Here is a 16,003-nt window from a genome sequence, read left to right on the forward strand (position 1 = left end):
ATGCTAACGTCCTTTCAAACCGAGCAAACAAGTTTATTACGCCGTTTTGGCTGCCCTGCTACGTTTTATTATACCTATCACACCGGTAGTGAGTGCCACACCCGTTAGTATCATTACCCCGCCAATAATGGTTTGTAACGACAAGTGCTCTTGCAAGAACAATACGCCCCAAATAATGCCAAATAACGGCACCATGTAGGCCACCGAAATCGCTTTTGCTGGCCCTACATTGGCAATCAATTTGAAATACAAAATATAAGCAATAGCAGTACCTAAAATGGCGAGTGCAACCGCATTTAGCCAAGCATTAGTACTTGGCATAGTGGCTGGTAATGTACTTAACGCGAACGGTGCTAACATAACAGATGCCATCGCTTGGCTTCCTGTAGCCACCACTAAAGGTCGCACGCCTTGCAGCCATCGTTTCATCATGCTGGCAGCAATGCCGTAGCAGGTAGTGGCAAGTAAAGCGGTTAGAATAGGCACAAAGCTAATATCACCTTCCCCTAGCTTTTGCTGGCTAATAACCGTTACACCCAAGAACCCGAGCGCTAAGCCTCCAATGGCAGTAGGAGTAAGTTTGTCGCCCAACCATAGCCACGCCACTAACGCGCCAAACATTGGCGCGGTGGCGTTTAAAATAGCATTAACTCCCGCTTCTAGATGCAAACTGCTGTAGTTGAATAACGCGAAGGGCACGGCGGTATTCGCTAGCCCTACCAGTGCAATGGGAAACCAATGCCTGAAAATTTGGCTCACGCCACCGGTCATCATCAAAATAGGCAGTAACACACTGGTAGCCAGTACGGTACGAATGGCTACCAATACATAAATCCCAAACTCAGGCGCCGCCACCCGCATAAAAATAAATGAGCCGCCCCAAATCGATGCTAATAGTAATAGTGCAGCAATATCTCTTAAGCCCATAGTACGCCTTGTGCTCCTTCTAATTTCAATAAGTATTGCTTACGTTCAAGCCCACCCGCGTATCCCGTTAAGGTTTTATTGCTCCCAATAACCCGGTGACAGGGTACCACTATCGCAATAGGGTTGCGTCCGTTAGCCATGCCCACGGCACGAACTGCTTTGGGATTATTTAACTTATTGGCAATATCTGCATAACTGGCGGTTTCACCATAAGGTATATCACACAGTGCCTTCCATACCGCTTGCTGAAACGCAGTGCCTTTGGCATCAAAGGGTAAGTCGAATTGGGTGAGGCTTCCATTAAAATAATCTGCTAGCTGCACTTTTGCTGCTTCAGTGAAATCATTGCTGGTAACGCCGCCGTCAACGTCACCATTAGCGCTATCTACAAATACAATCGCACTAATTCCTTTGCTAGTTGCCGCTATTTCAATAAGCCCTTGTGGTGACTCAAGGTAGCTTTTGCATACTGTCATGACTTATTCCTACTGATATGTTTATACCCAACAACACGTTAACTATTGCTTAACTGCCACAACTGTAGTGTTAAATAACTTTGCCATGGTGCAGCCTTTTGCGGCAACACCGGATATTTCTCTGCCATTTTTCTTACAATAAGGTCGCCAGCCAAGTACACATCAGGGTTACGTTCACCTCGCATCTTAAGGTAATCTAATGTCCATTGACCAACCCCTTTGATTGACAATATTTCATCATGAGTTGGCTGGTTACCGTTACAAAACAACGCCGCAAAATCGCGAAGTGCAAGCTTACGGGCATTAGGCATACGCAAAAAAGTTAACTCACTATTCGCAACCGCTTCGGGTTCTGGAAAACAATAATGTTGGTTTTGCTCGACGGGCCCCTCTGCGGCTACCGCCCCTAAATGCTGTGCAAGCAGCCCCGCTTGATTAATCGCGGCTTTTACACTGACTTGTTGCCCTACTATCGCTCTGCACCCACTTTCAAATACAGTCCATGTACCAGGAAGCCGCAACCCTTTAGTAAGAAGATTATCAGGCAAGCCCGCTGCTAATAGCGATTTTTCTATTAACTCTGGGGCTGCATGTAAATCGAGTAGCTGCTTGATTTGTTCTACCGTTTTATACACATAACCTAAATTTGGCAAACGCATTTTCACATCGAAGCCATTTACGCTCTCGTTGAAAGTTGCGCTAATAAACCCCAATTCTCCCTTAACACTTATATAACGGCAGTAGGTATCTTCACACACCTCTTCTACGCCACGAATAGCGCGCAAAGCAAGAAATTCGCGCACTTGCTGCCAGTGGTAAGGTGGCCTGAAGTGCAACCTAAGGGATATTTCAGGCAATGCAACATGGCGTTTGCTTCGTAATTCGGTAGGCGTTTTTTTGCAATAGGTTTGCACTGCCCGCTGAAGCTGCCTTGTAGAGGCATATCCGGCGCTAAACGCAATATCAGTAAGCTTCATGGTAGATTGTTGTAGTAGCTGCTTAGCAAACAGCACCCTTTGTAAATCTTGATATTGTTTGGGCGACAACCCCGTATGCGACACCATGAGTTTATTTAAGTAGCGCTCACTAATACCCAATCGGCTTGAAATAGTGGAAATAGACTGCACGGGTATATCACTTAATAGCGTTAGCGCTCTTGTCACCGTTGTGCCTACCCCTAACCACGCAAAAGAAGACGGTGCGCTGTCGGGCCTGCATCGTAAACAGGGACGAAAGCCATCGCTCATGGCTTTAGCAGCGTGGTTATAGTAAGCCACGTTCTTTTCATCTGGCAATTTGGCAGGGCAAATTGGCCGACAAAATATGCCCGTGGTTTTCACCGCCACAAAGAAGCGACCATCAAAACGGGCATCTCTACTTACCCTAGCTTTAGCGTAAGTATCGCGGTGCTCATTGTCTACATGCGCTGAATCTTTTATGTCAGTGTTCATACTATGGCTCTGGTTGATGTGCGGGTTTAAACAGTCACTGCGCTATTAAGAATTAATTGTATCCTGTTCCCCTTGCAAGGGTGCGACAAAATCGGAACTGACAGTAAAATATCAGTAGAGTTGATAATCGCCACTAGCAACCGCATAATGGCGTAAAAATAATAGTGCCTGCCACCTTTGGGGTGCGCCCTTACTGAGCCCAATTCATGTTGCAAACCACGCGCAATTTAGTAACGCGCCTGATTAGAATTAGCCTATTCTTTTTCACGCTTATCGTGACACTTCCCGCATTAAGCGCCGATTGGCTTTCTGATTATGCCAACTATGTGCAGCGCGAGGCCGCAAAATATAATGTGCCCGGCTATACCTTTGTTTATTACGAGCAAGGCAAGGCACCACAAGTTTATGTCTATGGCAGAACTCACAAAGGCGGGAAGCGGATCACCGAAGACACCGTCTTTCGCCTAGCCTCGGTATCAAAAACCTTCACCGCGCTTCTTTCTGCCAAACTGGTTGAACAACAACGTTTGCATTGGGACACCCCCATTTCCACCCTGTTACCTGATATTCCCTTTGCTGTGGACGGTATGGAAACATTGCAGCTTCAGCACATTGTGGGCCAATCTAGCGGTTTTATGCCCAATGCCTACGACAACTTAATTGAAGCCGACTATTCGCTGCAACGGGTGCTAACGTCATTGAGTGAACTCGACCCTTTGTGCGTACCTGGTGAGTGCTACACCTACCAAAATGCGCTTTTTGGGGCGCTCGAGTACTATTTTACGAACAATTATTCTTCTTATTCTCGGGAAGTACAAACTCAGCTGTTTACTCCGCTGGGCATGAATACCGCAAGTGTAGGAAAAGGCGGGTTGCTTGCTTCTGCATCCTGGGCTCGCCCACACATTGCTATTGCCAGAGATAGATGGCGGGAAGGCGCGGTTGAAAGCAACTACTACCGCTTTTCACCCGCAGCGGGTGTAAACGCAAGCATTACCGATATGACCATTTACTTGCAGGCTTTGCTAGGCGAATTTCCTACGGTGATCTCACCTGACATGATTGAGGAAGTCACCACACCACGGGTTAAAACCCAGCGCGAAACTAGGCGCAGAGGTTGGCGCGGAATGCTTAAAGACGCCCATTATGGGCTAGGCTGGCGCGTTTATGACTTTGACGGCAAGCGCATTAACTATCATGGAGGTTGGGTAAAAGGGTATCGTGCTGATGTGGCGTTTGCGCCCGATTATAAAACCGGATATGTGATGCTGATGAATGCCGAATCGAATATGATAAATTCTACAACGGCTGAGTTTTGGAAGCGTTATTTTAAACAAGCAGAGGCTAAGGAATAGGCTGGCACTTAACACTCGTTTTCTCTATTACGAATACGAATTTTAAGCGCCACCGTGTGTTTGTTCTTACGTTAACCCGCCGAAATTACGGCTTTAAGTAGGTATAACCGCTTAAGCAATTTTCGTAAAAATCAGTCCAGCGAACACCTTCTTTCGGGTTAATTTTCCCACCTGACACTTGTCTGTCGATAAGACGTTTCACATCAGATGCCATAGCCCGTGGGTTGTATTGCATAATGTTTAAAACATCTTCAACTGAAGAGCCTTTCACCACTTCTTCGATATAAAAGTCTTCTGGATCGTCATCGTAGCTAAAGATGTGCACTTCGTTCAAACGACCAAACAAGTTGTGCATGTCACCCATTACGTCCTGATATGCGCCAGTTAAGAATAGGCCAATATAGTAAGGCTCATCTTTCTTAAGCGGGTGCATCGGCAATACATCGGTAATTTCACGGCCAATAGAAAACTGATCAATTTTGCCGTCACTGTCACAGGTAATATCAACCAATGAGCAGTTCACCGTAGGCTTTTCGTTCATGCGCGTAAGCGGCACGACCGGAAGCAGCTGGTCGATGGCCCATGTATCAGCGGCAGACTGAAATACCGAAAAGTTACACAAGTATTGCGAAGACAAGCTGTAATCTAACTCTTGCAGTTCTTCAGGTACGTACTCTTCTTTGCGATACCATATTTGCAAACGCGCCATGATATCCCAGTAAAGGGTTTCAATTTTTGCCAACTCTTCTAAAGACAACACGCGCAATTTAAAGGCACCGAGTGCTTGTTCTTTATATTGCGACGCATCGTTATACACTTCGTGCATGTTGGTTTGATTCTCGAAATCGTCTGACAACTCACGCATATTTTTCAAAAACACATGTTCGTTTGCATTTTCAGACGTATCGATTTGTGCCGCATTCGACTTAATTTCGCCCACAATTTCTGTCACTACACAACTGTGGTGTGCGGTGATAGCTCGGCCACTTTCACTCACTAAATTGGGATGCGGTACGCCTTCTAGGTCGCACATCTCTTTCATGCCGTAAACCACGTCGGCGACGTATTCTTGCATACTGTAGTTGCGTGAAGATTCGTTAGTAGAGTTACTACCGTCGTAATCAATGCCTAAGCCGCCACCTACATCCACATAATCTAGTGGAAAGCCCATCTTGTGCAAATCTGCATAAATACGTGCGCCTTCGGTCATGGCCTCTTTTACCGCACGAATATCGGTAAGCTGGCTACCAATGTGGAAATGCAGTAACTTAAGACAATGAGACATACCTTGCTCTTCAAGGTAACGGGCGGTTTTAATGATTTCGGTAATGGTAAGGCCAAACTTGGCACGTTCGCCACCAGAGCTTTCCCATTTACCACGGCCTTTCACCGTCATTTTAGCGCGCACGCCGATAATAGGGTCTATTTTCAGTTCTTTAGACACTTTTACCAACAGCAGTAGTTCACTGTACTTTTCAACCACCACCACTATCTTGCGACCAAGCTTTCGACCTAACAATGCTAGGCGCATAAACTCATCATCTTTATAGCCATTTAAAATGGTCAGGGAATCTTCGTTGGTGTTCATGGCAAGTACGGTAAGCAGCTCAGCTTTTGAGCCCGCTTCTAAACCATAGTTAAAAGGTGCGCCTGCCTCTACAATCTCTTCTACCACTTCACGCATCTGGTTTACTTTTACCGGATAAACGCCTTGGTATACGCCCTTGTACTCAGCTTCTTCAATAGTGCTACGAAACACCTTATTCAGACTAGCAACCTGGGAGCGTAAGATATCGTGAAAACGAACTACTACAGGGAATTGAACCCCTTCTTTTCGAATCTCTTCAACAACCGATTTAAAATCGATGCGAATACTGGGATCATCAGGAACTGGAGTCACATGTACGTTACCATTTTCACCAACTTGAAAATAGCCGCCACCCCATTGAGACACGCCATAGACGCGCTCTGCTTCTTCAATGCTCCAATCTGACAATGTAGTCACCTTTTAAAAACTATGCTGAACGCTGCTGTTCAGAAATTAATGCGAAATAGGGCGGTATTATAGACAACGTACAATGTGGTGCTACGTAAAATATCGATTGTCTCGACTAATTTTGTTTATCGATGACTTGTCGGCTAACCCATTCAAGAATATACGCCTTTGTTTCACCACTAAACACCGAATCGACTTGCCTAATAAACGAATCTTGGTTTTTGGTACGGTGCAATGTGAAGTTTTGCTCATTAAAGAATTTTGCGGCTATGTGATCGGCGACAGTTTTGTCGTCTTCAAGCCAAATTTCAATTTTCTGATTTCGTCTATCAATTTGTATCGGCGCTTTCATTCGGGCAAAAAACTCCGAATCTGGCACTTCCCAAGACCGCATATCTACAATGATATGAAAGGCTTTTCCTCGCCTAGCGTTGAGCGTATCCGCAAACGTGGCTAGATACTGAATGTTGGTGCTCATGTCCCAACGCCCGCGCAGTGTTACCAAAATAAGATCTTGAAACACTTCAATGTGATAATACTGATTTGACATCTGTCTAACTGCAATCCCTTTCAAAAGCTCGACTAAAGTAGCATATGCAATGGTAAAGGTGATTATTATCGTTGTACAAGAAATGTCTCATCTTTTTCGTGGAAAAAAATGGTGCATATTAAGAAATGAAATCAACTAAAAAACAGCAACTTAGAATTAACAGCTATCGCTGAGGACAAAACAGCAGCAGGCATTTTCATACCTGCCACTGATATTTTATACCTTAATCGTCACCAAACTCTCTCACGATACTGTTAATTGTTTCTTTAGCATCGCCCAATACCATACGGGTATTGTCTTTAAAGAAGAGCGGGTTATCTACCCCAGCAAAACCAGCATTGGCAGAGCGTTTAAGCACGAATACGGTTTTAGCGCGATATGCTTCAATAACCGGCATCCCGTAAATTGGACTACCTTTCATTTCTTTCGCGGCAGGGTTAACCACGTCGTTAGCCCCAATAACAATAACCACATCGTAGTTTTCCATACGCGGGTTAACATCATCCATTTCGTACAGTTGGTCATACGGAACATCGGCTTCGGCGAGCAGAACATTCATGTGGCCCGGCATACGCCCGGCTACCGCGTGAATGGCATAGTCTACGGTGCACCCGTTATCTTCCAGCAACGACTGCATTTCACGCACCGCATGTTGCGCTTGCGCTACTGCCATACCGTAACCAGGTACCACCAATACCGACTGCGCCGCTTCTAATACATAAAATGCATCTTGGGCAGACAAAATCTTAATTTCGCCTTCAATTTTTTCACCCGCTTCCACAGGCTTCGAAAACCCAGACAACAACACGTTCATTAACGAGCGGTTCATTGCCTTACACATAATGTTAGTAAGAATAAGACCTGAAGCACCAACCAACAAACCAGTAACAATCAAAATAGTGTTGCCGGTGGCTAAACCTGCCGCCGTAGCCGCTACACCTGAATAACTATTCAATAAGGCAATAACCACTGGCATATCGGCGCCACCAATTGAGATAGTTGCCCACAGGCCGAAGCTGAGCGCCAGCGCAATAGCGCAGTATAGCCACAGGGTATTTTGGGGTTCTGTGGTAAAAAAGTACCCTACTACTAGCATAGCAATTAGATGCAGTACGCTAAGTTCGCGAAGACCGGTAAAAATTACGGCTTTAGACGACATTTTGCCAGACAACTTACCCCACGCTACCACAGAACCAGAGAACGTAACGCCCCCCACTAAAATAGTGAAGAACAAGGTAATGTACGTAAACGCAGTAGCGGCTTGAAGGGCAACCATGCTCATGCCAGACAATGTAGCCCAACCGAGCAATAATGAAGCTGCACCACCAAAGCCATTAAACAACGACACCATTTCTGGCATGGCTGTCATTTCAACTGATTTGGCTTTCCAAGCACCAAACGCACCACCAACAACAACGCCTAAAATAATCCATTGATAAGTGATTATTTGTTGATCGAGCAACGTCACTATAACGGCAATCAACATACCCACAGCAGAAACAAAGTTACCCCGTTTTGCTGTATCTGGATGGCTAAGTAATTTTAGCCCTAAAATAAATAACGCTGCGGCTACAACGTACGCAAGATTGATTATGGTTTCGATATCATTCACTTGCATACTCCTTATTTTTTATCTTTCTTTTTAAACATGCTTAGCATGCGATCGGTTACCAAGTAACCACCCACAACGTTTATACTGGCAAGCGCTACCGCCGCGGTTCCTAATATCGTGGTCAACACATTGTTATCGCCACCAGACGCTGCCAATGCCCCCACCAAGGTAATACCTGAAATAGCATTAGAGCCCGACATTAATGGCGTATGTAAAGTCGCAGGTACTTTGCGAATTAACTCAAATCCAAGAAAACCAGCAAGCAGCACAATAAATAGTAAATAGATAATTTCCATAATTACGCTCCTTTGTAGGCGTTGGTTAACATATCGTTGGTAATGGCACCGTTATGAGCAATAACACAGCCACTTAAAATATCGTCTTCTAGATTCAAACCAAACACGTTGCTTTCGGTGTCGTAGAATTCATCTACCAAGTTATAAATATTGTTCGCATACATATCAGTGGCTGCGCGGGCAACCGCTTGGCTCCAGTTACCGGTGCCTATCACTGTTACGCCATTCACTTGGGCTACTTCACCGGCCACAGAACCTTCAACGTTACCGCCTGATTGGGCTGCCATATCGACCACCACGCTACCAGGCTTCATTAGTGCCAAAGTCTCTTTGCTAATTAGCACTGGTGGTTTGCGACCAAACAGCTGTGCGGTGGTAATAACAATATCTGAATCAGCAATTGCATCACGCTGCGCGTCTTGCTGTTTCGCTTTTTGTTCATCGGTGAGTTCTTTGGCGTAGCCGTCTTTAGTTTGACCGGTTTCGCCAATATCGATTTTAAGAAACTTACCGCCTAGAGACTCCACTTGCTCAGCAACAACGGGGCGCGTGTCGTAGGCGAGTACGTTCGCCCCTAATCGTTTCGCCGTGGCAATAGCTTGCAAGCCAGCCACGCCAGCACCAATAATGAACACTTTGGCGGGCTTTATTGTTCCCGACGGTGTCATCATCATAGGTAATATAGAAGGTAAGTAGTTCGCGGCTTGCATTACCATTACATAGCCAGCAAGGCTCGCTTGTGAACTTAGCGCATCCATTTTTTGGGCTCGAGATGAGCGGGGGATCATTTCAACCGAAATAGCCGTTAAGCCTTTGTTTGCTATTGACTCAACCAGCGGTTGCTCAAAGAAAGGGTCAAGATGGCCAACCACAATGGCCCCTTTTTTCATCACCGACAGTTGGGATTCAGCCGGTTTATTTACGCTTACAAGCATATCGGCTGTTGATAATGCACTATTCACATCATCAATAACAATTCCACCCACATCTACATATTCTTTATCGGCATACCCCGATAACAAACCTGCCCCACTTTCTATGTGAAGCTCAGCCCCTTTCTTCACCAAGCGTTGTACACTTGATGGGGTTACTGCACAGCGCTTCTCCACATTGGATAGTGGCATCGGTATTTTCGATTCGTTTAATACTATGATTTTCACACGCTTCTCCTCACGTCCAGGCTCCACGAGAATGACATCCTTTATAGATGAACAAGCCATTTTATTCACTTATGCTTAACATGCCTTTTGGAAATCAAAACTGTTCTCATCCCTTATTTACGCTAAAACACTTCTTTTAAAAGTCATAAAAGTAGCCACTACTGTTCACCACTTTTACCACTCAGCAAAAGAACTTACGGCATTTGCACATGCTCAACTAGTATTATTTTGCTACGAGTCATAACTAGAATTTATATGAGATTGGCATAGCGGGAATTAATGCAGCTTGGCAAGAGTATTAATTTTATGAATCAACAAGTATTGAATTTAGTATTGATAGGCAGCGAAGCTAAATTTCCATTACAAATATTTAAAACATGCCACGTGATCACGCTACACTCAGCGTATGTAATAAGCCTATTCGTTTATAAAGAGAACCTACTATGTTCGGCATGTTTAATTCCAACCCTACTAAAAAAATGCGTAAGCAATATAACGCTCTTTTAGAGAAAGCCATGGTGGCGCAACGCAATGGTGATATGAAAAGCTACGCCAAAATAACAGAAGAGTCAGAAACTTTATGGAGTGAAATACAGGCAATAGAGAAAGGTGACAAATAAAAATAGGTTCGCTATCGACCGAGCACTCTTACAGGTTACAATAGCATCATTATTTTACGGTGTTGCATAATGCGAATCATGTGATGCCTTGCTGTTGCGGATTTGCGTTATGAGTAAGTGTTTTCTGTTTTGTTTAGGAACTTTGGTTAGCCTAGCCATGTTCCAGCCTTCTGCGCATGCAATGAATGCTGGCCAATACTACTATTTCATTTCTGATAGTTGCGTTCCCAAAGGCCCGCAGGCCCCAGAAGAGCGTGGCGTAGTTACCCCGGATGTTTTGCTGTTTGAAGTGCTACCTGCCGGTATCAGCGATTACATGATAAACATGAATACCGCAGCGTTGATTAATTACAGTGAAGAAGGCCAAGACTACCTGACAGGCTTAGAAGAAGAGCAAGTCTACACGGCAGGCCAAGTAGCGAAAAATGCGAATTATACCCAACACGATTTTATGCTGCAGCGCGAAGCCATTGGGCTAAAAGCCTTAATTAACGTTCTTAATGCGTTTTCTCAGCATCAAGCTGATAAGGGCTATTTTTATAAAAAACTGCTCTCAATTACCGACCCCAACACTCGATTTAAAGCCGTTACTCGCGTACGCCTTACCGACGTGGCTCATAAAAATAAAATGCAATTAACGGAGTACGCGTCACGCTACTACGTACTAGACAGCCAAGGTGTCGCATCACAAACCCCTTTTATCGAAGTCGACCATAGCACAGCGTTACGTGAAGACATTCACAGCGCTAACAGCCCGTACCGTATTTATACCAAACATGGCGTTTGCGGCGAACGTTGGGTGCCCTAAACTAATCAGGGCTTTTAATCGTCAACTACAATACAAACTGCTTTTGTTCACCCGAGGCAAAAACAACGTTCAGCGTGATGTGGTTATCTAGCGGGTTATCCGATTGACGATACGAATAATTAAATATGCTAGTTGATGCAAAGGTCTTTTGTTTTACGGCATGAGTTTGCCCGTTCTGATCAAGCGCTGTTATTGAATGGATTATGGGTATCCCTTTTTTATGCTGCGCCCTTAACACTAAATGGTATTCATCTATACCTTCTTGGCGCAATTCGCTGTTCAATATATAGCCTTCGTATATGAAAGTTTCTGTGGTAATCAGCTCGCCACTCTCACTATAATTGATTTGCCCTTTCACATAAAAACACCCAAAAATAGCGGTTACAAATAAGATGGGAAAAGTCTTAATTTGCGCCTTCGATATATACGTTTTCTTAACTCTTTTATACGTCATCATAACGCCGGTAATTGTTAGCCCCGTTAACAATAAACCAAACGTAAACCATATTAGTTTAGTGGTGAGCTTTCCAAATGTGCCAAAGTGCAGCGGGTCGACCATTTCATTGAGATATTCATCGAAGGCGATATCTTCCGATTTCTGCACCTGAATGACATCTCCCGAGACAGGATCTAAAAACACTCGATTGGCTCTAGCTCTAACGAAAATATCTTGGGTGTAACCTAAAACAGTTATCGCTTGCTTAGGTGAACGAGGATACAGTATTTGCTGGGGTGCCCAATTTGGAAAGGCACTCGATGCGCGCGCAATAATAGTATCGGCAGGTAACAAAGGTAATGCATCACCAAATTCCTCAATACGTTGGGTTGTTGGCCCGGGACGAGGGGGCTCAAAACCATCGCCAGCCACCAGAAAACCAAATTCAATGAGATACCAAAATGCAGTGATAACCATGAGGGTAATAAACCACATCGACCAAATTCCGGCCACCTTATGCAAGTCGCTTAGCAGCACCCGAATACCTTTACCTTTTCGTATCCGAAACGCGTCCTTTTTAAGCCTTCCTGTGGTTTTTAGCCCCGTATAAAGTGAAATCATCAGTACAATAGCGAGGGAGCTGACAATGGGTAAACCAATGAAACTTGGCATAAAGAAATATCGATGCAGATCTCTAAAAAAACGCTGAACCGTTAAAAATGGTGTAGTTCCGGTAACGTCGCCTGTCCATTGATTGACATGAACATGGTAGCGTGTGCCATTTGCCCGCAAGAAAGTGGCCCTGTATGCAAAGTGATCGTTTTCCCCAGCAGTCAGCATTATCAACATGTCATCAGGATTAGCCCGCTCCTTCGCATTGGCCTCCATTTCCCCCCAAGACACTTTTTCGCCCTCGGGTGACACGCGCATATCATCTTGCAGCAACCAATCAATCTCATTGGAAATTGTGGCTATGGTGCCAGTAGCCAGCAGCAAAGCGGTTAAAAATGCAAGATTGAAACCTAACCAAATATGCCAATTGTATAGCTTACGCTTTCTACGCTTTGAGCTAACGACTTCAACCATGCTGTGCTCACTGCGCTCCGACAATAACAAGTATAAGAAGACGTACGAGCTTAGTTTAAATGAAAACAATTATCAATATCATATGGGCGTTTAAACACAATTAAGCGAATGATAACAATTATTATTTGCATTTGAATAATTAGTATTGTAAATATTTGTTTTTATTTAACAAGATGGACAAAAAATGATCGCCCCTAAACGCCTCGCCACACTCATCGCTTTAGCGTGTAGTAGCCCACTCGCATTCGCTCAAGCTACCGACACACAAGATAAAAACGAAGACTCACTTGAAAAAATTACCGTTGTTGGTACCGCTCAATCTCGCTATGTTGTAGGGGAATCGTCTTCCCTTACGGGTTTTGAATTAGATTTTCTATCGCTACCTCGAGTGGTCAATATTATTCCTGAGCAGCTCATCCTCGATCAGAAAATCACCGACCTTTCAGAGGCGCTTCGAAACACGCCAGGGGTTTCTTTAGGTGATGGTTTTGGTGGTACAAACGATGATTTCTTAATTCGTGGATTTAGAAGGAATGCGGTTTACCGCGATGGTTTTAGGCGCGCCACCAACTTCAAAACGAATTTATCAAATGTTGCGTATACCCAAATTATCAGAGGGCCCGCATCGATTACTTACGGACAAGTTGAACCGGGTGGACTGGTAGATATCGTTACGAAGAAACCGCTTAATGAACAACGCCTTTCGGGTGAAGCACGCATAGGCTCGTTCAATGATAAATTTGCGCTAGTAGATTGGTCTCAACTTATCGGTGACAACGCCGCAATTCGACTTGTGGGTTCAATGCAAGATGCTGAGTCATTTCGGGATTTTACTGATGTTGATAGAAACACCCTATCTATTTCTGGCAACATAAATCTGACCCCCGCAACTCAGCTTAATTTGTCGTATGAGTACCGCGATGAAGCAAGACCATTAGATCGAGGGACAATTACGGTGCCCACACCAAATGGCCGGGAGGTAGTCAACAACTTGCTCGATATCTCTCATTCAACGCGATTTGGTGAGTCGTTTGAAATTTTTGAAAGCAACTTCAACTTTTTTGACGCCACAATAGCGCATAATATTAACGATGATTGGACGTTAAAGGTCAGTACCGCATACGAACAAAGCTCTGCGGATGATTTACAAGCCAGGCCCCTTGCAGTGGGCGTATTTGACGCCGACGGCCCCATTACTGATGATGGTTTCGTAATATTCCAAAACCCTGCCGATATCGCTGGTATTTTGGGTGCATCTTTGGTTGCAGAGTTTGATGATCCTAGCGACCGCGTATTTTTATTTAGACGTACCGACGGAAACCAAAATGCCGATGTTGATGTTGCCTACGTTAATGCAAAGGTGTCAGGTAAGATGGACATTGCAAGCGTTACTCACAATATTGCCATAGGCGCTAACTTTCGTGATTTTACCCGTGAAGACAACTTTGTTTTAACCGCGAACACGAATGGCGTACCAACATCTCTAGGTGGCGATGGCCCCTTATTTAATGTATCAAATCCAATATATGGCAATTTACCCACTTCACTTACCCCGTCAGACTTTCCTCGTCGAGGGACAAAACTGCAAGAGTACGGTGTTTTCATTAATGACTACGTTGAATTAACCGACAGTTTTAGTGTGTTACTTGGTGGACGTTTCGACTCGGTCACCCAAGAAGTGCAATCTGATGGTGTAACCTTACTGGATTTAGATTCAGCCACCGCGTTTTCACCGCAAATTGCCGCTAACTACAAGCTGAACAATACCACTTCCCTCTTTTTGAGTTATTCGGAGGCATTCGAGCCTAATATAAATCAAGCTAATACGGAGGTTAGCCAGACAGAACCGTTTGACCCAGAAGACTCACAACAAATTGAAGCCGGTGTTAAAGCGGAGTTTTTTAACGGACGATTGCAAACCAGTGTTTCGGTTTATGATATTGATAAAACCAACGTGCTCGCAGACCTAGACGGCGTTGCTGTTTTACGCGATGGCCAAACCTCACAAGGGGCTGAACTGTCAATTTCAGGCCAACCCTCCGAGGGAATGAATGTGATTGCAGGCTATGCGTATACTGATGCGGAAATTGAAGGTAGCGGTTCAGTTGCCGGCAACACACCTCGCAACGTAGCAGAAAATACATTTAACTTATGGGCATCCTATGAATTTCAACATGGTGATCTTGAAGGGTTGGGTATTGGCGGCGGCTATTTCTATGTGGGTGATAGATTCGGCACCGATGCAAACAGCTTTGTGTTAGATAGTTACGGCTTAGTTGATTTATCAATGTGGTATACCCTTGCGGTTCCCCGCGCAGGAAAAAACAGCACCGTAAGATTTCAGTTGGCAGTAAAAAATCTGTTAGAGGAAGAATACTACTCCGCCAGCGGCGGCGATTTACGTATTAGCATAGGCGCACCCAGAACCGTATTTGGCTCTGTGTCTTTCACGCTGTAACTTGGTAATGATCACAACGCCATTGGAAACAATGGCGTTGAGTAGTTTTAATTTGCTTAATACTAACTACGATATAATGTTTTTATTAAGTGATATCCAAAGCGGGTTTTAACTGGCCCATGTACCTTCAATAGTTCTTTTTTAAACACCACATCATCAAACGCTTTTACCATTTGGCCGCGGCGGAATTCACCTAAATCACCACCTCGCTTTCCCGAAGGGCAAGTAGAATGGCGCTTAGCTAAGGTACTAAAATCTTTTCCTTTTTTAAGCTGCTCTAATATCGAAAAAGCTTCTTTTTCAGTTTTAACCAGAATGTGTAACGCGGATGCAGATGCCATTAAGATACCTATTAATTAATTTTATACGGCCAAGTATACCGCATTCACTACCTTGCGTTTGCTCAGGCTTAAAAGATACTTCAATAGATTAATAATAGCGCCTCACGCTGCCATGTACCCTCATTGGGCAAGCAAACTGCCAATACCACGCTAAAATTGTATTAAGAATACAATTTACGTTAAGGCAGGAGCCGCATTATGAGCCAGCAAATAATATTGCGATTTACGCGTTTATGCGTCTGATTGTTTTCCTGTTATTTTTCGCATTGCTTTATGTGCCTTCAACTGCGCACGCTGACAAGTGCGGTGCAACAAGCTGCTTAATCACACGCCCAAATCCGAACGGCATTGAAATAAGAATTCGCCCCGTGAACCCAGGCTCATATGCTTGCTTCATTCGCTGGGAAAACTACCATTATATCGAGATCATT

14 protein-coding genes are annotated in these 16,003 nt (G+C 44.4%); 4 read left to right on the top strand and 10 right to left on the bottom strand.

The window, feature by feature from the left end; genetic code table 11:
- Positions 1–36: 36 nt before the first annotated feature.
- From FLAVO9R_RS19225 to FLAVO9R_RS19235, 3 genes are read right to left on the bottom strand one after another with little or no spacing between them, the layout of a single operon-like run.
- Entirely contained in the window at positions 37–927 is an 891-nt protein-coding gene (locus tag FLAVO9R_RS19225; RefSeq protein ID WP_159533957.1) for a DMT family transporter, read from the bottom strand.
- Positions 918–1,403, bottom strand: a complete 486-nt coding sequence (locus FLAVO9R_RS19230; protein WP_159533959.1) for a methylated-DNA--[protein]-cysteine S-methyltransferase — start codon at positions 1,401–1,403, stop codon at positions 918–920. The genes FLAVO9R_RS19225 and FLAVO9R_RS19230 overlap by 10 nt, the downstream gene beginning before the upstream one ends.
- A 38-nt stretch (positions 1,404–1,441) precedes the next feature.
- A complete protein-coding gene (locus tag FLAVO9R_RS19235; protein WP_159533961.1) occupies positions 1,442–2,854 on the bottom strand; it encodes a DNA-3-methyladenine glycosylase 2 family protein in 1,413 nt (470 codons plus the stop codon).
- A gap of 206 nt (positions 2,855–3,060) precedes the next feature.
- On the opposite strand from FLAVO9R_RS19235, the gene FLAVO9R_RS19240 reads away from it, so the two are divergent.
- Positions 3,061–4,209 carry a serine hydrolase domain-containing protein gene (locus FLAVO9R_RS19240; RefSeq protein ID WP_159533963.1) on the top strand — a complete coding sequence of 383 codons (1,149 nt, stop codon included), beginning with the start codon at positions 3,061–3,063 and terminating at the stop codon, positions 4,207–4,209.
- Positions 4,210–4,294: 85 nt separating this feature from the next.
- Here the strand turns inward: FLAVO9R_RS19240 and speA are convergent, their stop codons facing one another.
- The 5 genes from speA to FLAVO9R_RS19265 form a co-directional block, all read right to left on the bottom strand.
- Positions 4,295–6,205, bottom strand: coding sequence for a biosynthetic arginine decarboxylase (gene speA / locus FLAVO9R_RS19245; protein ID WP_159533965.1), 1,911 nt, complete (start codon positions 6,203–6,205; stop codon positions 4,295–4,297).
- A gap of 115 nt (positions 6,206–6,320) precedes the next feature.
- A complete protein-coding gene (locus tag FLAVO9R_RS19250; RefSeq protein ID WP_159533967.1) occupies positions 6,321–6,755 on the bottom strand; it encodes an arginine decarboxylase in 435 nt (144 codons plus the stop codon).
- A 223-nt stretch (positions 6,756–6,978) separates the two neighbouring features.
- Positions 6,979–8,367: an NAD(P)(+) transhydrogenase (Re/Si-specific) subunit beta gene (locus tag FLAVO9R_RS19255; protein ID WP_159533969.1), complete on the bottom strand. Its 1,389-nt coding sequence runs from the start codon at positions 8,365–8,367 to the stop codon at positions 6,979–6,981.
- A gap of 11 nt (positions 8,368–8,378) precedes the next feature.
- The gene (locus tag FLAVO9R_RS19260; protein WP_159533971.1) at positions 8,379–8,663 is read right to left on the bottom strand and encodes an NAD(P) transhydrogenase subunit alpha; all 285 of its coding nucleotides are present in this window, start codon (positions 8,661–8,663) and stop codon (positions 8,379–8,381) included.
- 2 nt (positions 8,664–8,665) lie between these two features.
- Positions 8,666–9,823, bottom strand: a complete 1,158-nt coding sequence (locus FLAVO9R_RS19265; RefSeq protein ID WP_159533973.1) for an NAD(P) transhydrogenase subunit alpha — start codon at positions 9,821–9,823, stop codon at positions 8,666–8,668.
- A 443-nt stretch (positions 9,824–10,266) separates the two neighbouring features.
- Between FLAVO9R_RS19265 and FLAVO9R_RS19270 the strand changes: the two genes are divergently transcribed.
- Both FLAVO9R_RS19270 and FLAVO9R_RS19275 read left to right on the top strand, forming a co-directional pair.
- On the top strand, positions 10,267–10,443 hold the full coding sequence (locus FLAVO9R_RS19270; protein WP_159533975.1) for a DUF6435 family protein: 177 nt from the start codon (positions 10,267–10,269) through the stop codon (positions 10,441–10,443).
- Positions 10,444–10,552: 109 nt separating this feature from the next.
- Positions 10,553–11,251 (top strand): hypothetical protein, encoded by a 699-nt coding sequence (locus FLAVO9R_RS19275; RefSeq protein WP_159533977.1) that lies wholly within the window; start codon positions 10,553–10,555, stop codon positions 11,249–11,251.
- Between the two features lie 25 nt (positions 11,252–11,276).
- Here the strand turns inward: FLAVO9R_RS19275 and FLAVO9R_RS19280 are convergent, their stop codons facing one another.
- Positions 11,277–12,773, bottom strand: a complete 1,497-nt coding sequence (locus FLAVO9R_RS19280) for a PepSY-associated TM helix domain-containing protein (protein ID WP_159533980.1) — start codon at positions 12,771–12,773, stop codon at positions 11,277–11,279.
- 184 nt (positions 12,774–12,957) lie between these two features.
- On the opposite strand from FLAVO9R_RS19280, the gene FLAVO9R_RS19285 reads away from it, so the two are divergent.
- Positions 12,958–15,231 (top strand): TonB-dependent siderophore receptor, encoded by a 2,274-nt coding sequence (locus tag FLAVO9R_RS19285; protein WP_159533982.1) that lies wholly within the window; start codon positions 12,958–12,960, stop codon positions 15,229–15,231.
- A 62-nt stretch (positions 15,232–15,293) separates the two neighbouring features.
- Here FLAVO9R_RS19285 and ppiC read toward each other — a convergent pair whose 3' ends face one another.
- Positions 15,294–15,572 carry a peptidylprolyl isomerase PpiC gene (ppiC, locus tag FLAVO9R_RS19290; protein ID WP_159533984.1) on the bottom strand — a complete coding sequence of 93 codons (279 nt, stop codon included), beginning with the start codon at positions 15,570–15,572 and terminating at the stop codon, positions 15,294–15,296.
- Between the last annotated feature and the right edge of the window lie 431 nt (positions 15,573–16,003).

The sequence above is a fragment of the Alteromonas sp. 38 genome, assembly GCF_902506055.1.
Classification (GTDB): domain Bacteria; phylum Pseudomonadota; class Gammaproteobacteria; order Enterobacterales; family Alteromonadaceae; genus Alteromonas; species Alteromonas lipotrueae.